22 protein-coding genes are annotated in these 23,682 nt (G+C 41.5%); all 22 read right to left on the minus strand.

From position 1 onward, the window contains the following. Positions 1-35: 35 nt before the first annotated feature. Complete coding sequence (gene aroA, locus MUF05_06785; protein MCU0666779.1) at positions 36-1,388, minus strand: 3-phosphoshikimate 1-carboxyvinyltransferase; 1,353 nt, start codon at positions 1,386-1,388, stop codon at positions 36-38. Further along, the gene (locus MUF05_06790; protein MCU0666780.1) at positions 1,389-2,438 is read right to left on the minus strand and encodes a hypothetical protein; all 1,050 of its coding nucleotides are present in this window, start codon (positions 2,436-2,438) and stop codon (positions 1,389-1,391) included. Positions 2,439-2,509: 71 nt separating this feature from the next. Further along, the gene (locus MUF05_06795; protein ID MCU0666781.1) at positions 2,510-3,412 is read right to left on the minus strand and encodes an RluA family pseudouridine synthase; all 903 of its coding nucleotides are present in this window, start codon (positions 3,410-3,412) and stop codon (positions 2,510-2,512) included. 3 nt (positions 3,413-3,415) lie between these two features. Further along, on the minus strand, positions 3,416-4,144 hold the full coding sequence (gene lgt, locus MUF05_06800; GenBank protein ID MCU0666782.1) for a prolipoprotein diacylglyceryl transferase: 729 nt from the start codon (positions 4,142-4,144) through the stop codon (positions 3,416-3,418). 70 nt (positions 4,145-4,214) lie between these two features. After that, complete coding sequence (gene lspA, locus MUF05_06805) at positions 4,215-4,709, minus strand: signal peptidase II (GenBank protein MCU0666783.1); 495 nt, start codon at positions 4,707-4,709, stop codon at positions 4,215-4,217. Beyond that, the gene (locus MUF05_06810; protein MCU0666784.1) at positions 4,682-5,065 is read right to left on the minus strand and encodes a TraR/DksA family transcriptional regulator; all 384 of its coding nucleotides are present in this window, start codon (positions 5,063-5,065) and stop codon (positions 4,682-4,684) included. Before MUF05_06810 ends, lspA begins: the two co-directional genes overlap by 28 nt. After that, positions 5,062-7,884, minus strand: a complete 2,823-nt coding sequence (gene ileS / locus MUF05_06815; GenBank protein ID MCU0666785.1) for an isoleucine--tRNA ligase — start codon at positions 7,882-7,884, stop codon at positions 5,062-5,064. The genes MUF05_06810 and ileS overlap by 4 nt, the downstream gene beginning before the upstream one ends. 94 nt (positions 7,885-7,978) lie before the next feature. Continuing rightward, positions 7,979-8,836, minus strand: a complete 858-nt coding sequence (mtnP, locus tag MUF05_06820) for an S-methyl-5'-thioadenosine phosphorylase (protein ID MCU0666786.1) — start codon at positions 8,834-8,836, stop codon at positions 7,979-7,981. Positions 8,837-8,845: 9 nt separating this feature from the next. Further along, a complete protein-coding gene (locus tag MUF05_06825; protein MCU0666787.1) occupies positions 8,846-9,667 on the minus strand; it encodes a pyrroline-5-carboxylate reductase in 822 nt (273 codons plus the stop codon). Between the two features lie 6 nt (positions 9,668-9,673). Continuing rightward, positions 9,674-10,363 carry a YggS family pyridoxal phosphate-dependent enzyme gene (locus MUF05_06830; protein MCU0666788.1) on the minus strand — a complete coding sequence of 230 codons (690 nt, stop codon included), beginning with the start codon at positions 10,361-10,363 and terminating at the stop codon, positions 9,674-9,676. Between the two features lie 21 nt (positions 10,364-10,384). Then, positions 10,385-11,641 carry a cell division protein FtsA gene (gene ftsA, locus MUF05_06835; GenBank protein ID MCU0666789.1) on the minus strand — a complete coding sequence of 419 codons (1,257 nt, stop codon included), beginning with the start codon at positions 11,639-11,641 and terminating at the stop codon, positions 10,385-10,387. A 17-nt stretch (positions 11,642-11,658) separates the two neighbouring features. Next, positions 11,659-12,420 carry a cell division protein FtsQ gene (locus tag MUF05_06840; protein MCU0666790.1) on the minus strand — a complete coding sequence of 254 codons (762 nt, stop codon included), beginning with the start codon at positions 12,418-12,420 and terminating at the stop codon, positions 11,659-11,661. After that, positions 12,401-13,357: a D-alanine--D-alanine ligase gene (locus MUF05_06845; GenBank protein ID MCU0666791.1), complete on the minus strand. Its 957-nt coding sequence runs from the start codon at positions 13,355-13,357 to the stop codon at positions 12,401-12,403. Before MUF05_06845 ends, MUF05_06840 begins: the two co-directional genes overlap by 20 nt. Further along, on the minus strand, positions 13,348-14,241 hold the full coding sequence (murB, locus tag MUF05_06850; protein ID MCU0666792.1) for a UDP-N-acetylmuramate dehydrogenase: 894 nt from the start codon (positions 14,239-14,241) through the stop codon (positions 13,348-13,350). Before murB ends, MUF05_06845 begins: the two co-directional genes overlap by 10 nt. Continuing rightward, on the minus strand, positions 14,195-15,577 hold the full coding sequence (gene murC / locus MUF05_06855; protein MCU0666793.1) for a UDP-N-acetylmuramate--L-alanine ligase: 1,383 nt from the start codon (positions 15,575-15,577) through the stop codon (positions 14,195-14,197). The genes murB and murC overlap by 47 nt, the downstream gene beginning before the upstream one ends. Beyond that, positions 15,570-16,355, minus strand: coding sequence for a peptidase MA family metallohydrolase (locus MUF05_06860; GenBank protein ID MCU0666794.1), 786 nt, complete (start codon positions 16,353-16,355; stop codon positions 15,570-15,572). The genes murC and MUF05_06860 overlap by 8 nt, the downstream gene beginning before the upstream one ends. A gap of 3 nt (positions 16,356-16,358) precedes the next feature. Then, on the minus strand, positions 16,359-17,456 hold the full coding sequence (locus MUF05_06865; GenBank protein MCU0666795.1) for a UDP-N-acetylglucosamine--N-acetylmuramyl-(pentapeptide) pyrophosphoryl-undecaprenol N-acetylglucosamine transferase: 1,098 nt from the start codon (positions 17,454-17,456) through the stop codon (positions 16,359-16,361). Next, the gene (gene ftsW / locus MUF05_06870; GenBank protein MCU0666796.1) at positions 17,453-18,547 is read right to left on the minus strand and encodes a putative lipid II flippase FtsW; all 1,095 of its coding nucleotides are present in this window, start codon (positions 18,545-18,547) and stop codon (positions 17,453-17,455) included. The genes MUF05_06865 and ftsW overlap by 4 nt, the downstream gene beginning before the upstream one ends. 2 nt (positions 18,548-18,549) lie before the next feature. Then, positions 18,550-19,803 (minus strand): UDP-N-acetylmuramoyl-L-alanine--D-glutamate ligase, encoded by a 1,254-nt coding sequence (locus tag MUF05_06875; protein ID MCU0666797.1) that lies wholly within the window; start codon positions 19,801-19,803, stop codon positions 18,550-18,552. 1 nt (position 19,804) lies between these two features. Then, on the minus strand, positions 19,805-20,893 hold the full coding sequence (mraY, locus tag MUF05_06880) for a phospho-N-acetylmuramoyl-pentapeptide-transferase (protein MCU0666798.1): 1,089 nt from the start codon (positions 20,891-20,893) through the stop codon (positions 19,805-19,807). Between the two features lies 1 nt (position 20,894). Further along, positions 20,895-22,244 (minus strand): UDP-N-acetylmuramoyl-tripeptide--D-alanyl-D-alanine ligase, encoded by a 1,350-nt coding sequence (locus MUF05_06885; GenBank protein ID MCU0666799.1) that lies wholly within the window; start codon positions 22,242-22,244, stop codon positions 20,895-20,897. Next, positions 22,232-23,680 (minus strand): UDP-N-acetylmuramoyl-L-alanyl-D-glutamate--2,6-diaminopimelate ligase, encoded by a 1,449-nt coding sequence (locus MUF05_06890; GenBank protein ID MCU0666800.1) that lies wholly within the window; start codon positions 23,678-23,680, stop codon positions 22,232-22,234. Before MUF05_06890 ends, MUF05_06885 begins: the two co-directional genes overlap by 13 nt. Positions 23,681-23,682 lie beyond the last annotated feature (2 nt).

Genomic DNA, 23,682 nt, shown 5'->3' on the forward strand with positions numbered 1-23,682 from the left:
TTTAACAGAGTTTCAAAGTGCTGTCAAACAAAAAGTTAGATTAAAATAGCCTTTAAAGTGCTTAGAAAATCCGGAAAAGACTTATCAATGCAGCTGACATCATCTAAAATACTCTCATCCCGGGCTGCTAAGGCGGCAATAATCAGGCTCATGGCAGTCCGATGGTCATTAAAACTTCTTAAGATAGCCGCGTAAAGCTCTGATGGAGCGTTAATAATAACATCTTCCCCGTATTTGGAAGGCACAACCTTAATATCTACGCCCATACGGGCCAAATTGCTGCGCATAGACTCTATCCTGTCGGTTTCTTTGAAGCGCAACTCCCCTACCCCGTGAAAAACACTTTTGCCTTTGGCAAGACTTGCAGCTACCATTAATATAGGAAGTTCATCAATTAAAGACGGCACCTGTTTCGCGGATATATTCACGCCGCTTAAACGGCTCGTGCTTACAAAGATATCGCCTGCCGGCTCAAAACGGGAAAATTTGTTATTATATTTTTTAATCCTGATCTTACCGCCCATTCTTTTAAGCACCCTTAAGAAACCAACGCGCGAAGGATTAAGGCTGACATTTTTGATAATCAAAGATGAATTCCTGAAAACAGCTGCTGCCACAATAAAGAAACTCGCCGAAGAAATATCCCCCGGAATAGTAATGGCTCCCGGAGAAACAAGCTTATCCAGAGCCTCTACAGAAACACTGTTTTTCTTAATTTCAACAGGCGCGCCAAAAAGTTTAAGCATACGCTCGGTGTGGTCACGCGTTTTAACAGACTCGATAACTGCTGTTTTTCCTTTTGCGCAAAGCCCTGCCAAAAGTACCGCTGACTTTACCTGAGCTGAGGCAACCGGCATTTTGTAATTAATAGATTTAAGCCCTCCCCCTTGAATAGTTAGAGGGGCATATTCTTCGGATTTAGCGCCTTTCATTCTTACTTTTGAGGTTATCTTAGCGCCCATTAATCTCAAAGGAAGGTTAACCCGCAGCATTGGCCGGCGGCCAAGAGACCTGCCTACCTTAATAGAGGCTCTAAAATTACAACCTGCTAAAACCCCCAACACAAGGCGCAAGGTCGTGCCGGATTCAGCAATAAAAAGCCTGCCGCTTTGGGGTCTCTTAAGATTCTTAAGCCCTTTGCCGTGCACTGTTACTAATAACCCGGGAAATCTTTTATTATTGCTCTTACGAAAACAGATATCCACGCCTAATTTTTGCAAAACTTCTATCGTGGAAAGGCAATCCTGATTGGCGGGAAAATTACTGATCACAACTTTGCTACTTGATAAAGCGCTTATTATAGCGCTTCTATGGGCAATGGACTTATCACCTGAGAAACAAATCCTGCCTCTTAACCCTGCAGCCGGCCGAATTAAGAAAAAACACATTTATTTTTTTATGACCTTATCACCCTCTTGGACTACTTCTTTTAATCCTGCGGAAGCAAAACCTGCCGCGGACATAGAATCATGCACTTTTTCTACGTTAACTTCTCCCAAAAGCTTATTGTTGCGGGAAACCTGAAAAGTGTCCCCGGCTTTCACGCCGTCTTTTTCGCCGATATTCAACACCACAAAATCATACTCACGGTTTACTACCGCGATGCTGCCTTCGGGATTAAGCAAGGCCTGCCGGGCAAGCTCTTTTGCTTTTTGCGCCTCTTTTGCAGCCTGGGCTTTCGCTTCAACCTCTTGCTGATTATCATACTTCTTGGTTGTGCGCTGCATCTCTTTGCGCATCTTCTCTTCATTCTTAAGTTTTAACTCGTCTTGTTTTTTCTGGGCAAGCTGCTGGTCTTTCTTTATTTTCTCTTCCAGCTTAAGCTTTGCCTCTTGGGCTTTCTGTTTTTCCCTGGCTTCCCTGGCTTCTTCTTTTGTGTTTTTCTTGACAGAAACTGCTTGCGGCTTATCTTCAGGGGAAACAACGATAGTGCCTAACTGCACGCCTTTAAATTTTTCTTCCAACTGGCGGGATTTTTCTTCCAAGTCTTTAATTTTTACCTCTAAATCTATTTTCTTATTTTCCAGTTCCGCCAAACGGGCTTGGATGGTTTTATTTTCTTCCTGCGCGCGGGAAAGCTGTTTGGCCAAATCATCTTTAGAGACAACCTGCTTATTCAGCTCTGCCTTTACTACGCCAATCTGATCCATGGCATCTTGCTTTGCCGCTTTCTCATTTTCCAATTCAGTATTTAAAGCAGAAACTTTTTTCTCCGTGGAGCTTAATTTATCCTCTAGGCTGAAGATCGTTTTCTTTGAATCTTCTAATTTCATTTTGGTCAGCTTCTGCTCAGCCCTGACATCTTCAAGCTGTTGCTGGATTTGGGCCTTAGCTAATTTTTCCTGATTAAGAAGATAATATAGGCCGCCTGATAAAGCCAAAGATATAATGATAAGAAGTGTTAATATGATAATCGCGACTTTACCTTTTTTATTCATGGCCATTCTCTCCTCCGTTTTTAATTTTTCAAGACCCTTAACTGGTTATTATAAGTAAACTACCGTTAAAATCAAGCTATTTTTAAGAATTCCTGCGGAATAGAAGAATCAAACTCTATAGCCTTCTGGCTTGTTGGATGGATAAAAGAAATATATTTCGCGTGCAGCGCCATGCGCGAAAAAGAATTATTCTTGCCGTATTTATCATCGCCTAATATAGGATAACCTAAATGCGACAGATGCACCCTTAATTGATGGGTCCTGCCGGTAAACGGCTCTAATTCTACTAAAGTAGAATCCTTATTGCGTTTGATGACCCGGTAAGAAGTCTTGGCGTATTTATTGCCTGAAGAAAAACTAACTGCCATATTTTTCCTTTTGGAAGGATGCCTTCCGATAGGAAGCTCAATTACATCATGGTCAAAATCCATAACCCCTTTAACCAAGGCCACATATTTTCTATTAATGGAATGCCGGGCGAATTGTTCAGCCAAACAAAGGTGGCTGGCGTTATTTTTCGCGATAACCAGAAGCCCGGAAGTATCCTTATCTAAGCGATGCACTATCCCGGGCCGCTCTGGGTTTATTGAAGAAAGATTTTTAAAACGAAACAGCATCGCGTTGACAAGGGTCTTATCCGGATTCCCCGCGGCAGGATGCACACAAAGCCCGGGCTGCTTATTAATCACCGCCAAGTCATCATCTTCATAAATAACATCCAAAGAAATCTCTTGAGCTAATAAAGCGGCGGCCTGCTTCTCTTGAAAAGAAAAAACAATTTCTTCATCCAGATGTAATTTATAATGGGCGCTTTTTACCGGCTGGCCCTGGATTAAAACACCTCCTTTAGAAATAAAATCCTGGATTTTCTCACGGGAAATGCCTAATTTATTTTCTTTGGAGAAAGCCGCCAATACCGCATCAACACGTTTGCCAACTTCATTGGCTGTAACCTTTAACCTGTATTCTGGCATATGTTAGCGTTTGTTAAGCTGGATCAGTTTTAGGCAAGCAAAGATAAAAAAACCCGCGCTTATAATCTGGAATAAGCTTAAGCCGTAAAAGAAATGCGGATTATCCGCGCGCAAGAATTCCATAAAAAACCTCTTGGTTGAGTATAATAAAAGATACCACAAGAATACCTGGCCCTGTCTATGGGGCTTATCCTGTAAGTTCTTCAGGAAAAGAAAAAGCGCAAAAAGAATAATGCTTGAATAAAGTTGCGTTGGAATAAGAAAGGCGTCATGCGCGGGAAAATACATCCCCCATATTTTGTTTTCCCTGCCGTAGCAACAGCCATTTAAAAAACACCCCAGCCTGCCAATGGCATGGCCTAATGCCAAAAACGGCGCCAATAGATCAAGTACCGTGTAGATTCTTAATTTGTTTCTTTTGACATAATATAACGCGGTTAATGACCCGGCAGTAAAACCGCCAAACCAGGACATTCCGCCGTGCTGCAGCATGATTATTTCTAAAGGTTCAGCCAAATAATCCCTAAAATGCTCTACTACAAAAAATATCCGCGCCCCCAAAATCCCCGCGATAAAAGAATAAAAACAAAGATTGTAGATTATGTTGGGATCTATCCCTTGCTTCTTAGCCTGACGGCAAGCTAAGGATACCGCGGTTAAAAAAGCAACAACCATCATTAAACCGTAGGAATAAATGGTAAATGGACCGATTTGACAGATAATTGGATGCATAATTTTAATTTAAAGCTTAAAACGCAAAGCGTAAAACCATAGCGTAAAATTAAAAATTTTGAATTTTGAATTATAGTTTTGCGTTTTTCGTTTTACGCTTATTTGTTATTAATATTGTCCATCCTAACAACATTGCTCCTGCTGTTATCGCCGAATCCGCGATATTGAACACCGGCCAGATACGAAAATCCAGAAAATCAACCACATAACCAAACATCAAACGGTCAATAAGATTTCCCAGGCCGCCGGCAAGGATCAAGGTTAAAGAAAAATTACAAAGGTTGTTCTTATAGCCCTCTTTTTTAAGCTTGCGGATTATAAAAAAACTCACCAGCAAAGTAATGGCGATAAAAATCCAGCGTTGATATTTGAATAGGCCAAATGCCGCGCCGCGGTTATGCACCAAAGTAACATGAAAAACATTCTGGATAACCGGGATAGATTGATAAAGGTATAGTTTTGAGGAAACAAAGGCCTTACTAAGCTGATCAGCAATAATAAGGCCAAAGAGAAATAAAGAAAATTTAAAGAAAGGTTTTATTTTTTTTCCAGTTTTTCCTGACATTTAACACAAAGCCGGGCATAAGGCACTGCTTTAAGGCGAGTCTTGGAAATAGTCTTCTTACAGCTCTCACAAAAGCCGTAACTTCCTTCATCTATTTTCTTCATCGCGTCATCCAGCTCATAAAGGAATTTGCGGTCATTTGAAGCGATGCCCAAAGAAAATTCACGGTCATAGGTATCGGTAGCCACATCAGCCATATGATAAGTATAGCCTGATATATCTCCGGATGCCTCTTTCTGTGATTTTTTAAGCGTGTCCTCGGAAATATGGTTGATATCGTCAATAACGCCGTCCTTGACCTTAATCAATAATCTCTTAAACTCAATCAACTCTTTTTTATTCATTTTCTTCTTCACGCTGAAATCCCCCCTATGGCTTTAAGGCAAGTCTTACAGATTGACGGATGCGCATCATCTTCCCCCACCGAATGCGAATAATTCCAACAGCGCATGCATTTTACCCCATCTGCTTTACTGGCGGCCAGGCATACATCCGGAAAAACGGTATTACGCCAATCTCCACCAGAAATAAGATCTTTGGATTCTTCCACAATCACAGAAGAAACTTTAAAGGCCTCACAGAGCTGTTGGCTTAAGCTGCGTAAGAATGTATACTGATTAGGGGACTTTGTCAATATATTTATTTTGGCGTCAAAAGAACTGCCGATTATTCCGGCAATGCGCTTCTCTTCTAAAGCCTTGGCAACATCGGGGACCATCTTAAGGACCTCTTCCATATCTTGATAAGCCAAAGAGCCATGGACCTTGCCGGATTCCAACAAAGACAAAATAAGCCTGGTATCTGGATATTCCAAAAGATGCACACTGGCGGCATCTTTATCTTTAGAAGTTTTAGGCATATAAAACCATATTTCTTCAGCGGTAAAAGACAAAATCGGCGCGACTACCCTTACGATCGCATTTAACAAATCATATATCGCCGTCTGAGCAGACCTTCTTTCAAGGGAATCTGCCCCGTATGTATACAATCTGCCCTTTACCATATCCAAATAATACATGGATAGATCTTCATTGCAAAAATCATAAATACCTTTATAGGCTTTATAAAATTCAAATTCTTCATAGCCGTTTGTTATAACTTTATCAAGCGCAAGGCAACTTTTATAGAGTATCCATTTATCAAGCATGCCCATATCATCATAGCTTATTCTGTCTTTATCGGGATTAAAATCATAGAGGTTGCTTAAGATAAACCTGCAGGTGTTGCGCACTTTACGGTAACCTTCCGAGAGCCTTTGCAGGATTTCTTTGGATATTCTTATATCCTCGTTGTAATCGCTTGAAGCCACCCACAGGCGCAAAATATCCGCGCCATAGTCTTTTATAATATCAAATGGAGAAACCACATTGCCTTGCGACTTGGACATTTTTCTTCCCTGACCATCCACCACAAAACCATGGGTTAGGACACTTTTAAATGGCGCCTGATTATCAATGCAGACAGCCGGGATAAGCGAAGACTGGAACCACCCCCTATGCTGGTCTGAACCCTCAAGGTACAAAGAAGCGGGAAATTCCAATTCACTTCTTTTCTTTAATACTGACTGGCTGCTTACTCCGGAATCAAACCATACATCAAGGATATCTGTGCCTTTAGAGAATATTTTTCCCGCGCAGCAAGGGCATTGGATGTCTTTATATAAAAACTCCTGCACGCCAGATTCAAACCAAACATCCGTTCCATTTTCTTTAACCATCTGGCGGAATACCTCAATAACCTTATTATCCAGGAATTCTTCTTTGCAATTATTGCATACCAAAGAGGGAATCGGCACCCCCCAATATCTTTGACGCGATAAACACCAATCCGGGCGCAAGCCCACCATTGAACCAATGCGCTCTTTTCCCGAAGAGGGAATCCACTTCACCTTATTTTGGATTACTTCAAGTAAAGCCTGCCTGAGATTATTATGTTCAAGTTTTAAGAACCATTGATTTGTCGCTCTGAAAATAACCGGTGACTTGCAGCGCCAGCAATGCGGATAAGAATGCGGATATTTCATGCTATAAACAAGCATCCCTAAACTATCCAATTTTTGTATGATCGGATCATTGGCAGAAAATACCTGCATCCCTTTAAATTCACCGGTAGAAGCGTCAAAATTCCCCCGGTTATCAACCGGCATAATAATATCCAACTTGTATTTTATCCCGGTGAAATAATCGTCATTGCCATGCCCGGGAGCGGTATGCACCAAACCAGTGCCTTCTTCATGTGAAACATAATCTGCCAAAACTACTTTTCCTTTTCTATCTAAAAAAGGATGCTCATAAACAAGCCCATCCAGCTTTTCGCCTTTAATGCGGGAAATAACCGCACATTGGCCAAGGCCGGTATTTTTTATAACTGTATCGAGCAGGCTTTCGGCAATAACTAAAATTCCTTTCGCAGTGTTTACCAAAACATATTCCAGTTTTTGATGCACTGCTACTGCCACATTAGCCAGAAGCGTCCAGGGGGTGGTAGTCCAAATCAATAAATAAGCGTCTTGGCCATCTAAGGGATTGGTTAATTTAAATTTCACATAAACAGAGGGAGAAACATGATCCTCGTATTCAACCTCTGCCTCGGCAAGGGCGGTTTCACATTTATAACACCAGTTAACCGGCTTTAATCCTCTATAGATATACCCCTTCTGCGCCAGTTTGCCAAAAGAATCCACTATCCCCTCTTCATACTGGCGTGATAAAGTAAGATACGGATTATCCCAATCCCCGAATATACCTAAACGCTTAAACTGTTCTTTCTGCAAACCCACATATTTCATCGCGTAATCATGCGCTTTCTTGCGGAAATCAAGCTGCGATATCTGGGTTTTATTGATCTTTAATTCCTTTAACAACTGATGCTCAATGGGCAACCCATGGCAATCCCAACCCGGAACATAGGCGCAATTAAAAGCACGCATGGTTTTATATTTAAGAATGATATCCTTAAGTGTCTTGTTTAAGGCATGGCCTATATGTATATCCCCGTTGGCATAAGGCGGCCCGTCATGCAAAATATATTTTGGCAAACCTTGAGTTTTATTCTGGATAGAAACGTAAATATTCTTCTTCTCCCACTGCTCAAAAATAACGGGCTCTTTCTTGGGCAGATCCGCCTTCATGGGAAAATCAGTTTTAGGAAGATTAAGAGTAAGTTTATAGTCCATTTTTCAGCTATCAGCTATCAGCTATCAGCTATCAGCTATCAGCTATCAGCTATCAGCTAAAAAAGCTGAAGACTGAAAGCTGAAGGCTGAAAGCTTAAATATATTTTCCTATAATTATCTTTAAATCCTTTTTTACTTTCGCCGGAATCATTTTTCTATCAGTGACAATCGCGCATTTTAAGGCATCCTGACAAGAACATACGCGCTTGTCAGGCAGCGCTTTAACGATCTGAATAATCATTTTCTTGGCGTTTTCAATATTCCTTTGCAGATTTTGCATCACCATATCCACCGTCACGCTTGCGTGCTTGGGATACCAGCAGTCATAATCTGTAACAGCGGCCAAAGTAGAGTAACATATCTCTGCTTCTCGGGATAGTTTTGCTTCAGCCATATTGGTCATTCCAATTATGTCCATGCCCCAACTTCGGTAAAGATTCGATTCAGCCAAAGTTGAGAATGCCGGGCCTTCCATGTTAATATAAGTCCCGCGAGGATGAATGTCTAATTTCAGCTTCTCGCCCGCAGCATAAACTACCTTTGCCAAATCTTGGCAAACAGGATGCGCGAAAACTATATGCGCCACAATGCCTTCATCAAAAAATGTCATCGCGCGAGCGTTATTAGTGCGGTCCACAAACTGATCAATAACCACAAAATCAAGCGGCTTGAATTCTTCTTTAAGGCTGCCGCAGGCGCTTATGGAAACAATGCTTTCCACGCCAAGTTTCTTCATCCCATAAATATTGGCGCGGTAATTTATTTGGCTGGGAGAAATACAATGCCCTCTTCCGTGGCGAGGAAGAAAAACAACTTCTTTGCCCTCTATTTTCCCGGTAATAAATTTATCTGAAGGCTTGCCAAAAGGAGTGCTTAATGCGACCTCTTTTATGCCCTTCAAACTATCAATCTGATATAAACCGCTACCGCCAATAATCCCCAATTTAGACATTTTGTCCTCCTAGGCAGCTAATTCTTTAGCCCTTTTAATAGACGCCATGATCGCGTCTTTTAATGTCCCGCCAGAATTAAGCACATCTAAGCCTGCCTGGGTTGTCCCGCCTTTAGATGCCACCTGCTGACGCAGCCCTACAGGATCCGCGCCATTCTCAAGCATTTTGTCTGCCCCGCGCAAAGTAATCAAAGACATAAAATGTGCCTGATCAGGGCTGAACCCTAAAGACCTTGCCGCATCCTCAAGCTCGGCGGTAAAATTTTCCATAAAACCAGACCAGTTATTTTTATAAGCTTCCGGGTTATTGGCTACCGCGTTAAAAAACCACCCCGGCCCACTGCCGGAAATCGCGGTAGCTTCATCCATTTTCGCTTCGTCAATAGCCATAACTTCTCCCATATACTCAAATACATCTTGCGCGAAATCAAAATCTTCAAGGCTGGCGTATTTACCAGAGCACAAGCAAGTCATCCCATAACCAATACGAGCAGGCATATTTGGCATAACCCTAACCACCCTAACCACCCCTAAAAGGTTTTCTATATAAGAAGTGCCCAGGCCGGCTGCGATAGAAATAAAAAGTTTATCCAGAATATGCGGGTACTTTTTTATTTGGCCTAAAAGTTCTGCGAAATCCTGCGGTTTCACCGCCAAAATTATCGCGTCCGCTTTCTCCAGTAATTCCTGGATAGAACCTACCGCTTGGATATCTTCAACAGAAGATACCCTAGCCTTATCCTTTTCATAGGCAAAAACCGTATAAGTATTTTTTATCTTTGAGGCGATTGCCTGGCCCATGTTGCCTAAACCGATTATCCCTATTTTCATTTTATCTTACCTTTCAAATATCGCTCTGCCTAATCTTATTATTGTGGCGGCTTCTTCAATAGCAATTTCAAAATCATCGCTCATGCCCATGGAAAGCTGTAAGCTATAAGCTGTAAGCTTTAAGCTGTAAATCTTATCCCTTAATTCCCTAAGCTGGCGAAAATAGGGACGCGCTTCTTCGGGCGCACTAACTAAAGGGGCGATGGTCATTAAACCTTTTAATTTTATATTTTTTAAAGAAGCGATCTGTTTTATAACCAAAACCGCGTCATCAGGACTTAAACCAAATTTTGTTTCTTCTGGAGAAGTCTTTATCTGTAGTAATATCTGCTGTACTTTATTGATCTTGGCAGCCTGCCTATCGATTTCCTCTGCCAGGCGCAGGCTATCTACAGAATGAATCAAATCAAAGATCCTAACCGCATCTTTTACTTTATTAGTCTGCAAGTGGCCGATCATATGCCATTTAATGGCAAATGGCAAATGGCAAATGGCAGACAGCTGATTAAATTTCAAAACAGCTTCTTGGACTTTATTCTCGCCGATATCAGATATGCCCTGTTGTAAAACCTCTTGTATTTCTTGGGCGCTTCTGCCCTTGGCTACCGCAACAATAGTTATTTCAGAAGGGTCGCGGTTTGCTTTAAGGCAGGCCTGACCGACACGAAAACTAACATCAGCCAATCCATTATACATAAAAACCCCTGAGGCACAATCTTAAAAATACTCCAGGTACAAAGCCTTGGCTTGATCAACTAACCTCTGTAATGGTTTGCGGCTAGCGTCATGAGGAAAAATAAACCCGGGCAATTTATCGTTTTCCAAAACCTCAACTAAAATGCCAAGGCAGGTAAGATACCCCAAATATTTCATCCCGGAAAGTTTAGGGTGGTTGATCAATGAAGAAACTCTCTGGGAGCTGACACGGGCAAGCTGCACCGGAAAAGAAAAAACAGACTCTGCTTTCTCCAAGAAACCTTCCTGTAAAACTGTGCCTCCGTATAAAACAAAATTAGTCACTTGGTTACTATTAAAATTAACAAAGGCATTTTTCTTGATTTCTTCAAGCAAACACTTTGCGCTATTGGTCACAACATCAACGATAAGCTTATGGCTTATCGGCTTATAGATATTATCCCTTTTGATTAAGATTTCTTTATCTACTGCAGGCGAAGCTGCCAAATAAATACTGCCGTATGTTTTCTTTACTTCTTCAGCCAAAGAATAAGGAATTCCTATTTCTTTAGAAATGGCCAGCGTAATATCATCTCCTCCGATGGGCAAATTGTGCACTTCTTTTAACATGCCATTTTCTAAGATAACAAGCTGCGTTATGTCGCTTCCAATATCGCAGAAAATACTTAAACCCTGCTTCATTTTCTCTTCAAAAAGAAGCTTGCTGGTAATCATCCCTGAATAAAATACCTCTTTTAAGTCAAGCCCCGCCTGACTTATAGCGCCAGTTAAATTCTGAAGGCAAGAAAGGCGCGCGCAAATAAGGTACAAATCTACCTGCAAACGGTGGCTGTATAGGCCTATTGGGTTGACAATATCTGCTTTATTATCAATAGCGTAACCAAAAGGCACCTCTGCAATAATCTCATCTTCCATGTTAGATCCCAAAATCCGCGCCTGAAGATTGGCTTTTTCTACATCAAAAGAAGTAATTACCTTATTGCCTCTTTCCGCCAAAGGGATGATCGCATGGCTATGACGGGCGCTTATATCCTCACCGGCGATATTAGCATAAACATATTTTATCTGAATGCCGGAATTATTTCTAATCTTCTTGAATAAACTGCCTAAGGCTTTTACCAATTCTATTGAATCAACAACCGACCCTCTTCTTAGGCCGCAGGAAGGGATACTTTCAAAGAAAACCTCAGCAATCTTGCCTTGGGCAAGCCTTGCTACAGCCACAGATATCTTGCTTGATCCTATATCTAACGCGCAGATACTACGTTTACTGAACATGTGATCCTTATCCTTTTTTAGTCAGTCTCATAGAATTTGATTGCCGGCTCCTTAAAACGTAAATCCACATACTTGATATTTATATTACTTTTTGACGACTGATTAAGCAGGTTTCCCAAAAGGCTTATTTTTTCTTTTAAGTCTGCCAGGTCAAACCTCACTTCTATTCCCCTGCCAAAAGGCAATGGATAGATCATGCAAGAAAAACCTTCCGGCGGGCTTGCGTCTATTTCCCGCAAGGCATAGCCCTTAAGGCTTTTCTTTTCCCTAAAAGCTGTGGCTATTTCTATGGCCAATTTTAATTCACGCACCTGGTATTTCTTGCCTGACTGGGCGCCGAATATCTTTGTATCAAGCCCGGTGATTACCGGCATTCCGGTAACGGGAGAATTTTCTTCGCAAAGAAATAATACCCCTTCTTCATCGGTATAAAAATACCGGTATAATTTCACAAAGGCCACGGGAGACCTTTTCAAAAAATCAACCCATAAGATACCGGGCAATAAACGGGTAATCCTGATCTTGCTGTAACCGGAATACCTATTCTCAAGTTGAAGCGACAAAGCCCGCAGATCGACTGAGAAGATATTGCGCCCCTTCAAATAAGAAAGGTTGAATTCATTATTTTTAGACGCTACCTCTTGGATTATGAAATATTCCGATTGCCTTAAGAACATGGAGATGCCGGATACGCAAGAAGCAACGCCTAAAACAAGAATTATAAGTATAACCCCTATAGCAAAGAATTCTTTGTTTTTCTTAAAGGCTTTGGCAGACATTTCTCTTGTAAGCTAATTCAATAAGCCTAAGGCATAGCTGGCTAAAATCAACTCCGATAAACTTCGCCGCTTTGGGAAGAAGGCTGGTGGAGGTCATCCCGGGTATAGCGTTAACTTCTAAAATATACGGGATATTATCCCCTCCAAGCATCATATCCACCCGCGAACAACCAAAACACCCTAAAAGCCTATGCGCTTTTACCGCCTGTTCTTGCGCCTTCCAAAAAGTATTTTCATCAAGTAAAGCGGGGATTATATACTGGGTTGTTGAAGATTTATATTTTGATTCATAATCAAAGATCTCGCCCTGATATTTAATCTCAATCACCGGAAGCGGTTTATCGTCTAATATCCCCACAGTAAGCTCTCTGCCCTGGATAAACTCTTCCAAAACAACCCGATTATCTACTGCAAAAGCGCGCTCTATGGAAGAAATCAAATCCTGGGGAAAAGAAACCACAGACAAGCCAATACTTGAACCTGCGCACGCAGGTTTTACTACAAGAGGATATTTCAGCTCTTTATATTTCAACTTATCCCTATCAAAGGAATCTCTATCTATAATAAGATAAGCCTTGGGCATAAAAATCCCTTCCTCTTCAAAAATCTTGCGAGACGCTATTTTATCCATTGCCAGGCGGCTGGCTGGCACGCCTGATCCAGTGTAAGGCAAAGATAGGCTTTCTAAAACTTCCTGTATCCCCCCGTCTTCGCCAAAACTTCCATGAAGCGCGATAAAGGCGCAATCCAAACTGTGCTTCTTGAGGATTTCCGCGTTCTGGGTTTTATCATCGCTTTTAATATCAATGGCAACCACATCAAGATTCAGGCATTTTAAATGCTCATAAACAGCCATCCCTGATTTAAACGAAACCTCCCTTTCAGTAGAAGGCCCGCCCATCAATACCCCAATTCTTCCTATTTTTTCTATTTCCATATTTTTATTTCTGGCTGAAGCTCTATGCCAAACTTTCTTTTGACCTTAAGGCGTGCCAAATCCATCAAGGATAAAATATCGCTTGTTTTAGCGCGACCATCATTAATAATAAAATTAGCGTGCTTTGCGCTTATATAAGCCCCGCCAATGCGCTTGCCCTTAAGGCCGCAGGCGTCAATAAGTTTACCGGCAGACTGGCTTTTGGGGTTTTTAAACACGCACCCTGCGGAAAACCCGGACACCAGCTGTTTTTTCCTCCGGTATAAACAATAATCTTTTATCATCCGCCTGATAACTTCTTTTTTTTGCGCCTTAAATCTAAAGCGGGCACTCAAAATAATGTACTTGCCTAAATTGCTTGCTCGATAGGCAAATTTTATTCTATCTCTTGGAATAGCTTTTATCTTCCCGGCGGCATCCATCACTGTCACAGACAAAACTATATCCTGCATCCACCGTTTTTTATAAGCTTGCCCGGCGTTGCCAACTATCGCCCCTCCCACTGTCCCGGGAATGCCAGACAAAAATTCAAAGCCTCCCAGCCCCAGAGAAACCGCGTAAGAAACAACAGCCCCCAACGGGCATCCAGCGCCTGCCTCTATAAAATTGCGCGCCTTTTTTATTTTCTTGAAAAAAGGCGCTGACAACTGAATCACTGCGCCTTTTTTCCCCTGGTCTGAAATCAAAAGGTTGCTGCCTAAACCAATAATTGAATATGATATATTATATCTTTTTAGGCACTTTAGCAATAATTTTAAATCCTCTACTGTGCAAGGCTTAATAAAATACTCTGCTTTCCCGCCCAGCCTAAAAGTAGTATGCCTGGATAAGGGATAATTAAGTTTTATTTTTATTCTGTTTTGACAATTCTTCGGCAATCTCATCAGATATTCTGGTAATATCACCCGCTCCCAATGTAAGAATTAGATCTTCTTTATTGAGGCCATCTATGACATGTTCTTTTATTTTATCTTTAGGCGTAAAGCACACCCGAGATCCCGGCATGGCCTTGGCTATTGCCAGGGCAAGATTTTGCGCATCCACTCCAGGAATAGGCTTTTCGCTTGCGGGGTAAATATCAGTGATGATCAATACGTCTGCCCCGGAAAAACATTTTGTAAACTCATCAAATAAACGCTGGGTGCGGCTGTAACGATGCGGCTGGAATATCACGACCATGCGCTTGTATTTAAGGTTATTTACCGCGGAAAGCGTGGCTTTTATCTCCGTAGGATGATGCGCGTAATCATCAATAAGCGCGCAACGGGAGTCTTGATATTTTACCTGGATACGCCTACCCGAACCTTTATAACCCTGAAGGGCGCTACTGATAATTGATTTATTAATCCCCAATTTCAAACCCAAGGCCACAACGCTTAAAGAATTTGAAATATTGTGCTTGCCCCCTAAAGATAATTTAAACCTGCCGATATTCTTATTCTTATAAATACAATCAAATTCTGAAGATAGTCCGTCCATCTTAATATTTGAAGCATAAATATGGTTATCTTTACCCAGGCCGAAGAATAAGAAATCTTCCGTGTATTTGGATAAAATCTGGCGCAAGTTAGAGTCGTCTCCGCAGGCAAACACACAGCCTCCAACAGCAGTTTTATCAATAAAATCAGAAAAACACCTTTTGAGATAATTAAAATCACGGTAATAATCCATATGTTCGTCGTCTAAATTCGTAATAACCGAATATAAAGGATTGTAATAAAGAAACGAACCGTCGGATTCATCCGCCTCAGCGACAAAAAATCCGCCATCCCCATGGCAGGCGTTATCCTGGATATTATTCAATATCCCGCCTATAACAACGCTTGGGCACATCTTGGCTTCCATCAAAAGGCAGGAAATAAGAGACGCGGTCGTGGTTTTCCCGTGAGCGCCTGTTACCGTAATTACTTTTTGCTCGCGCATAAGCTCTGCCAAAGCCTGGGCGCGCTTAATAACTCTGCGGGAAGATCTTCTTGCCTCCGCCAGCTCCGGATTGTCTTCTGCAATTGCTGATGAATAAACCACCAGGTCGGCATCGCCTAGATTTTCTTTGGCATGCCCAATAAAAATATCCGCCCCCTTAGAACGCAATAATGATATCAGACTAGTTTCTTTAACATCGGAGCCGCTCACGCGCGCGGCACCCCTGGTAATAAAAAGTTTGGCAATCCCGCTCATGCCGATGCCGCCGATGCCTATAAAATGAACATGCCTATTCATTCTTGAAAGAACTCTCCCATTTATCCCCTAATGCTTTTAAACCGTTTATAGGATAGGCTGATTTTATAGCCTGATCCATATCCTTTTTATCCCTCAAATATCTGCAGAAATAAACAAAATAATCCTTGCCGAAATTAGCGATAAGATAATCCACGATGCTGACCGACTCCATATAAAACAAATCGATTTTATCCTTATCTTCCAGCATGGACGGGTTTAAGCGGATTAACTGCGAAAATGGGATAAATTCCCCTTTGCTATATGCCTTTTGCAGTATATAACGCAGGCCTATGTACCTTGTTTTCTGGTGATAAGAAGCCACTGCTTCATCCAGCCATACCGGCACAGCAGGGTTACCCACTCCAACAAATTCCCGAAAGATAATATGCGCCATTTCATGGGATAATATCTGTTCAGAGAAACCTGAAGGCTTAGCATAGCTGTAGATCTCTTTTTCTTTTAGAGAGGCGTGTCCTCCCGCCCATTGCGGCTGTCCGGTCAACCTATGGTATTGTTCTTTGGTATCATATATGTATATCTTGGCGCGGTCATCCCAGAGCCAAAAGTCAAACCTCCTGAATCCTAATTCATCAGCAATAAGATTATAGTAGTTTTCCGCGCTTGACATTAGGTTATTTATAAAATCCTCCGGGGCATTCTGGTAGCAAACAATAAAATGCGTGCCTTTCTTCTCTTGCCACTTTTCATCAGCAAAAGAACTCTTAAAATAAAATAAAACAACCGCCAGGGCGATAGTGACCGCTATGTTTATTTTCATCTTTTAGGGCAAGAAAAATGAATCCGCAAGCCTGATCATATTGCCTAAAGCATCTATACTGGCCAAAGGCTGGTATGATTGGCGCATCTTTAGCAGATTTTCTTCAGAACAAACCAAGGGCTCTATTATCTGATTTAAAACTAAGGCGCTTAAATCACAATCTTGGACAATCGAACAAGCCCCGCACTGCGCGAGGACTTGGGCGTTAGCTTTTTGATGGCAGCGCGCATAAGGATATGGCACTAAAACCGCCGGAAGCTTATAGCGGATCAGCTCGCTTATGGTCATCGCTCCGGAACGCGCAACAGAAAAACAAGAAGCGCTATACGCGTAGTGCATTTTATCAAAATAACTAAACAGCTTGTACTCTATATTTAAGCTTTTGTATTCTTCCTGAAGAAAAGCGTAATCATTGGCCCCGCAAATATGTATAACCTGAAGTTTAGCACAAAATTTACATTCTTTCAAAAAACTGATAAAGGCGCTGTTTATGCTGCTACTGCCTTGGCTTCCTCCGGAAACAAGTATGGTAAATTTACAAGCAGAGAAACCAAAATAAGACAACGCTTCTTGCTGGGGCAAAATAACCAAATCCTTACGTAAAGGGTTCCCGGTAAAGGCCACTTTACTTCTTGAAAAAGTTAAATAACCCTTTGTCCCTTCAAAAGACACTGCTATTTTATCCGCAAAATATGACAAAAAAACAGTTGCCGCGCCCGGGACAACATTCTGCTCATGGATTAGGGTATTGGCCCTGAATAACCAGCCCCAGAAAACAAAAGCAACGCTGGTGATACTGCCGAAACCAACTACCAGGTCGGGCCTAAAATTTAAAACATCCCTTGCTGCTTCCAAAGAACTCTTAAAAGTTTTAAGAACATTCAAGAGGTTTTTTATTTTTAAGGACGGTTTCAATGAAAAAATAGCAACATATTTTACCTTTACATTAAGAAGCTCGATTTCCCGCCTGACAACGCTATTGACAGGCAAAACCAGAAGTATTTCTGCAGCATCTTTCTTATCTTTTAAGCCTTGGATAAAAGCCAAAGCCGGAAAGATATGCCCGCCGCTTGCCCCAGAAACAACTAGGATCTTTTTCACGGATAGTCCCCTGTGCGCGCGATATTCATAATAATGCCAACGCTTACCATATCAAATATGAATGAGGACCCTCCGTAGCTTATAAAAGGTAACGGCAGCCCCTTAGTCGGCATAACCCCACAGGAAACCCCGATATTGACTACCGCCTTAAAGGCAATCATTGAAACAAGGCCCAAAATAAGGAAATACCCGAACCTGTCCAAAGTGTTACGGGCGATTTTCACGCATTGCCAGATAAAAAGCATAAAAAGCATAATCACGCACAATGTCCCGATCAGGCCTAATTCTTCTCCGATAATTGAAAAAATAAAATCCGTGTGCGCTGCTGGAAGGTAAAAAAGCTTCTGTTTGGAATGGCCCAGGCCTTCGCCAAAAAAGCCTCCTGAGCCAATGGCCACCTGTGATTGAATAACCTGAAAACCGCTTCCTTTGGCATCCGCCCATGGATCCAAAAAAGCAAGTATCCTCGCTCTGCGGTAAGGCACGCTAAAAACCAAAAGGTATAGCGCTGGCAAGCTTAATAGAAATAAATAGACTAAATAGCTCTTTCTTACCCCGGCGACAAAAAGCATAGTAAAGATAACAAGGCCTAAAGAAACTGTTGTCCCCAGATCAGGCTGAACCAAGATCAATAGAGCAGTCATGCCTAACGCCATGATAACCGGCATAAACCCTCTCCAAAAGGATTTAATCAAATCACCTTTTCTGGCGATAAAATCAGCGGTATAAATAATAAGCGCCAGATTTGCCAATTCCGATGGCTGAAAACTTAAGAACTTAAACCGAAACCATCTGCGGGCGCCTGATATCTCCCTGCCAATTCCCGGAATAAGCACTAGAACAAGCAGGATCAATGAAATAACAAGAAAAGGCTTGGCAAAGCGCCTAAATTTATGATAATCCATGGCCATAGCCAGAAATGAAAGGAAAATCCCGATAATAAGAAAAGCGATATGCCGCTTAAGAAAAAACAGGCTGTCATTCTGCTTTTCCATGGCATAGATTCCGGAAGAGCTATAGATCATTACTATCCCGACACAAATCAATATAACAGTAATTGCGAAAAGATTTATACGTAAGTTTCTAATCATTGCTATAACTTTAATACCTCTTTCTTAAAAACTTCCCCCCGCTGTTTATAGTTATCAAACATATCAAAACTGGAGCACATAGGAGACAAAAGAACATAATCGCCGCTGTTGGCATTTAAAAAAGCCTTAACCACCGCGTCACGCATAGAAGAAGCTTCTATAACCGGTATTTTCTTAAAGATACACCGGCGGATTTTGTCTTTTGCTTCTCCGATCAAAACAGCAAGCCTGACTTTCCCGGCAGCCTCTTTAAGCATTAATCCGTAATCTACTCCCTTGTCTTTTCCTCCGGCAATTAAAACAACATCTGAATTGATATTTCTTAAAGCCCAAACGCAAGATTCAACAGTAGTGGCCTTAGAGTCATTAATAAAGCTTACCCCTTTTTTCTTAGCCACAAATTCCATGCGATGCGCCAGGCCTTTAAATGCGCTGAACACTTTAAGACAAGTCTTACGCGCAATACCCAAGAGTTCTCCAACCTTGATTACCGCCTGCTGATTAGGATTCAATTTGCCATCTGGCTCGTACCAAACAATCTCAGAAAGAGCGCTTTTGGAAACTTTCTTTAGCAGCTTGTCCTTGCTGTTAAGAACAAGATAATCTGAAGGGCCCTGATTTATGAAAATACGTTTCTTGGCCTCTAAGTATTCCCGCATATCTTTATGGCGGTCAAGATGATTGCGGTTAAAATTCAGAATAAGGGCTATTTTAGGACGAAAATTATAGCAGCTCTCCAGCTGAAAAGAACTGACTTCTAAAGAAACGAAATCTTCCGGGCGCATCTTCTTGACTAAAGACGTAAAAGGCGTGCCGATATTCCCGCAAACAAACACCCTGCGGGAACTGGCTTCTATGATCTTGCCGATCAAAGTTGTAACCGTGGTCTTGCCATTTGAACCGGTAACCGCGATGATTGAAGCATCACACAACATCCACCCTACTTCTATCTCGCTTATCGCAGGAATATTCTTTTCTTTAGCCCAAAGAACTGGCTGGCTTACGGGGGTTACGCCCGGGGAGAGGACCAGCAGATCGCTTTTCTGAATTAAATCCTTACTGTGTTTGCCGGTTTCCACAAAAATATTTTTATCTTTTAGCTTCTTAGCTAGACAACGAACCGGTGCATCGTCCTTATTATCGGTAACGCTAACCCTAGACCCCAAATCATGAAGCAAATTCGCGCAGGAAAAACCGGAACTAGCTAAACCTACCACAGTTATTCTCTTGTCGCGGAAAAATTCAATATTTCTCATATTACCGTATCTTTAAAGTAACGATGGTAAATAAAGCCAGAAGGCTGGCGATAATCCAAAACCGCACGATAACTTTATTTTCCTGCCATCCTGAAAAGCGAAAATGATGGTGTATCGGCGCAATCTTAAATATCCGCTTCTTGAAGAAACGGAAAGAAAATACCTGTAAGATAACTGATAGCGCTTCTACGACAAAAATCCCTCCCACTATCCCTAAAAGAAATTCTTTTTTAATGAAAACCGCTACCGCCCCCAAACATCCGCCTAAGGCGAGGGAACCCACATCTCCCATAAAAATAGACGCCGGATAACAATTAAACCACAAAAAACCTAAACCCGCGCCCAGGATACTGGCGCATAAAACTGTTAATTCTCCCGCCCCTCTTATATAGGGTATTAATAAGTAACTGCTGAATTTGATATTCCCGGAAACATAACTTAAGACGCTAAAGGCAACCGCCACCATTATTACGCATCCAATAGCCAAACCATCAAGCCCGTCAGTCAGATTTACCGCGTTTGAAGTTCCGGTAATAACCAAAACCACAAATAAAATATATAAAATTCCTAAATCAATAGAAACATCTTTTAGAAACGGTATATCTAATTTAGTACTTATCTGAGGATCAAGATAAATAAAAGCCCCCAAGATAAATCCTAAAGTTATTTGGCTGATTAGTTTCTGTGAAGCATTCATCCCCTTGGCGCGGTGTTTTATCTGCTTTAGGTAATCATCGGCAAAACCAGTGGCCCCCAGCCAAACAATCACCAGTATCGATAAGAGTATATATTTATCGGTCATGTCAGCCCACAAAAACAAGGATATTAAAATCGCGGCAATAATGAATATTCCCCCCATGGTCGGAGTATCACGCTTAAAGCTGTGCTGTTTATCCAAATCCGCGCTATCGCCTTTGTTAATCTTCTCGGTAAGCTTATATTGTTTTAATATCTTAATCACCAATGGCCCAAAAATAAGGCTTAACAGAAAAGCGGTGATCGCTGCCATGGCCGCGCGAAAAGTGATATATTGAAATATATTCAAAAAAGGCAATATATCTCTTAAGGGATATAAAAGACTGTGTAACATTTTACGTAATTACTCCTTCCATTTTCATAGAACGTGAGCCCTTAACTAAAATCAGATCGTGCTTATCCGGATTCACCTTATCCAAAAGAATGTTTTTTGCTTCTTGGGCGCTTTCGCATGTAAAAACAGATTGCGCGCCGTTTTTAACAGCCTGCTTTGCCGCGTATTTGGCTAATTTGCCAACGCAAATAATAACGTCACAGACACCCGCCGCAAATTCTCCGGATTCTTTATGAAAATTCTTGGAGTTCTCCCCCAGCTCCAACATATCTGCCATGACCAGTATCCTTCTTTTCTTTACCGGATAATCCTTCAGGGCCTGCAAAGCCATCTTTAAAGAAAGCGGATTGCAGTTATAAGTATCATCAATAAATTTTAGGCTCCCCTTTTTAATTATGCTTAATCTGCCTTGCGGAAATTTGAAATTTCTTAATCTTGAAGCGATCTGTTTATAGCTTACTCCCAAAATCCTAGCTGTGGCCACAGAAGATAAGGCATTATACACATTATATTGCCCGCAAGTAGATAAAGCAACTCTTTGTCTGTTATTCACCACAAACATGGCCTTTTCTTTAAAAAGCCTGACAGAAGAAGCCTGAAAGTCGCTTTTTTTATTTATCCCGAAACCTATCGAGATGGGGCTTTTAACGCCTGATGCTTTACGGTATAAAAAAGGATCGTCATAGTTGAATACCGCTATACCCTTGGGCCTTAGGTTACGGATAAGGCTATATTTCTCAGAAAATACTCCTTGGAGGTCCTTTAAATACTCCAAATGCGAACAGCCAATATTAGTAATCACTCCGATATCAGGGGAAGCGATCTGGGCTAAATATTCAATCTCGCCAAAATGGTTAGTGCCTAATTCTAAAACCACCACTTGGTGTTTTCCTGAAAGCTCAAGAAGCGTCATGGGCAGACCAATATGATTATTTTTCGTGCCCTTGGTTTTAAGCACCTTAAACGCGCCCGATAAAACCCATGAGAGCATATCCTTGGTTGTAGTCTTTCCATTACTGCCGGTGACAGCGATCACAACAGGATTGAATTTATTCCTTACATAAGAAGCCAGATAACCTAAAACCTTAAGGGTGTCTTTCCCGACTAAGAAAGTTACGCTCTTAGGCACTTGAGCGGATAAATCCTTCTGGGCGATAATACACCCGGCGCCATTTTTAACTGCTTGCTTTATAAAATCATGCCCATCCAGACGCTTGCCCTTTATGGCCACAAAAATATCGCCGGCAGCAACCTGGCGGGAATCAATGACAACTTTCCTAAAGGAATTTTTGCTGCCTGCCTGCGCCAAAGAAATGCGGCCATGGATAATTAATTCTTTTATCTTAAACATTTTAAAGCAACCTTGCGATCGTCAAAATCAATTCTTTTGTTTTTTAATATCTGGTAATGCTCATGGCCTTTACCGGCGATAAGAACAACCTCGCCTTTATCTGCCAGGGAAATAGCCTTCTTGACCGCCTTTTCCCTGTCCGTAATAATTTCATAATTATTCTTACTAATGCCAGAAACGATATCTTGGATAATCTTATGCGGATCTTCCTGCCGCGGGTTATCGTTGGTAATAATGGCATGATCGGCTAATTGCGTAACCACTTTGCCCATTTTAGGGCGCTTCAGAGAATCCCTGTCCCCTCCGCAACCAAAAACTACAATAACTTTATTGCCTGATATGCCTCTAAGCGCGCCGATCACATTCCTCAAGGCGTCATCGGTATGGGCATAATCCACAAAAACGTTAATCCCTTTTCTATTAGCCACGCGCTCTAATCTGCCTCGGACAGTCTTAAAGTTTTCTATGGCAGATACGATATTCTTTAAGGCAATTGCTTCTTTTAACCCCCAAGAAAAAGCTGCCAGGACATTATAGACATTATGCCTGCCAATTAAAGAAGTCTTTAAAGAAACTTCTCTTTTCCCAAACTTAATACAAAAACTTGTCCCGCTATAACTGCATTTAATATCTTCTGCCCGGACATCAGCTTTATTCTCTATCCCATAGGTTATAACATCTGTTTTTATAAAAGGCATCATTTTCCTGCCATAGGCATCATCAATATTGACTACCGCAAAATTTCTTCCCCTCAGAGACTTAAAAAGTTTCAATTTCGCCTGAAAATAACTGTCCATATCATGGTGATAATCTAAATGATCCTGTGTAATATTAGTAAATACCGCAGAGCTAAATTTAATCCCGCCAACCCTATTTTGATCTAAGGCGTGAGAAGAAACCTCCATAACAAGATAATCAACTTTGCCGTTTTGCATACTGCTTAGTATCTGGGCAAGCTCGAGCGGGCCGGGGGTAGTATTAACAGGGGAGAAATATTTATTATTAAAACGGTAATTGATTGTTCCGATAACACCGGGGTTGTTAAGCGCTTTCTTTAGGATAGCTTCAATAATATAAGAAACTGTGGTCTTGCCATTGGTGCCGGTAATGCCGATAACTTTTATCTCTTCAGATGGCCTGCCATAAAAAGCGTTCGATATTACTGCTAAGGCCTGGCGGCTATCTTTTACTTTTACTACATGGATATTCCTATCTTTACAGCGATCTTCATCCTGGAGAATAATACACTTTGCCCCAAGGCGCAGCGCCTCGGGAATAAAATCATGGGCATCACAACAAGCCCCTTTGATCGCCACAAAAACAGAATCTTTTGTTACTTGCTTGGAATCACAAAAAATTCCTTTGACCAGGAAATCGTTTCCGCAAGAAACAAGCTTGCCTTGCCCTAAAGATTTCAGAAGTTTCTTTATGCGCATTC

This window comes from Candidatus Omnitrophota bacterium (assembly GCA_025453395.1).
Lineage (GTDB): Bacteria > Omnitrophota > Gorgyraeia > Gygaellales > Profunditerraquicolaceae > JAlOQK01.

Bases quoted from the DNA above. Each gene is read 5' to 3' on its own strand.
- MUF05_06885 (MCU0666799.1), bottom strand. From the start codon at position 22,244: ATGTTTAAGATAAAAGAATTAATTATCCATGGCCGCATTTCTTTGGCG.
- MUF05_06890 (MCU0666800.1), bottom strand. From the start codon at position 23,680: ATGCGCATAAAGAAACTTCTGAAATCTTTAGGGCAAGGCAAGCTTGTT.
- MUF05_06860 (MCU0666794.1), bottom strand. From the start codon at position 16,355: ATGAAAATAAACATAGCGGTCACTATCGCCCTGGCGGTTGTTTTATTT.
- ftsA (MCU0666789.1), bottom strand. From the start codon at position 11,641: ATGTTCAGTAAACGTAGTATCTGCGCGTTAGATATAGGATCAAGCAAG.
- MUF05_06790 (MCU0666780.1), bottom strand. From the start codon at position 2,438: ATGAATAAAAAAGGTAAAGTCGCGATTATCATATTAACACTTCTTATC.
- MUF05_06845 (MCU0666791.1), bottom strand. From the start codon at position 13,357: ATGGAAATAGAAAAAATAGGAAGAATTGGGGTATTGATGGGCGGGCCT.
- lspA (MCU0666783.1), bottom strand. From the start codon at position 4,709: ATGTCAGGAAAAACTGGAAAAAAAATAAAACCTTTCTTTAAATTTTCT.
- lgt (MCU0666782.1), bottom strand. From the start codon at position 4,144: ATGCATCCAATTATCTGTCAAATCGGTCCATTTACCATTTATTCCTAC.
- MUF05_06840 (MCU0666790.1), bottom strand. From the start codon at position 12,420: ATGTCTGCCAAAGCCTTTAAGAAAAACAAAGAATTCTTTGCTATAGGG.
- ileS (MCU0666785.1), bottom strand. From the start codon at position 7,884: ATGGACTATAAACTTACTCTTAATCTTCCTAAAACTGATTTTCCCATG.
- MUF05_06830 (MCU0666788.1), bottom strand. From the start codon at position 10,363: ATGTATAATGGATTGGCTGATGTTAGTTTTCGTGTCGGTCAGGCCTGC.
- MUF05_06795 (MCU0666781.1), bottom strand. From the start codon at position 3,412: ATGCCAGAATACAGGTTAAAGGTTACAGCCAATGAAGTTGGCAAACGT.
- murC (MCU0666793.1), bottom strand. From the start codon at position 15,577: ATGAATAGGCATGTTCATTTTATAGGCATCGGCGGCATCGGCATGAGC.
- ftsW (MCU0666796.1), bottom strand. From the start codon at position 18,547: ATGATTAGAAACTTACGTATAAATCTTTTCGCAATTACTGTTATATTG.
- MUF05_06825 (MCU0666787.1), bottom strand. From the start codon at position 9,667: ATGAAAATAGGGATAATCGGTTTAGGCAACATGGGCCAGGCAATCGCC.
- MUF05_06875 (MCU0666797.1), bottom strand. From the start codon at position 19,803: ATGAGAAATATTGAATTTTTCCGCGACAAGAGAATAACTGTGGTAGGT.
- murB (MCU0666792.1), bottom strand. From the start codon at position 14,241: ATGAGATTGCCGAAGAATTGTCAAAACAGAATAAAAATAAAACTTAAT.
- aroA (MCU0666779.1), bottom strand. From the start codon at position 1,388: ATGTGTTTTTTCTTAATTCGGCCGGCTGCAGGGTTAAGAGGCAGGATT.
- mtnP (MCU0666786.1), bottom strand. From the start codon at position 8,836: ATGTCTAAATTGGGGATTATTGGCGGTAGCGGTTTATATCAGATTGAT.
- mraY (MCU0666798.1), bottom strand. From the start codon at position 20,893: ATGTTACACAGTCTTTTATATCCCTTAAGAGATATATTGCCTTTTTTG.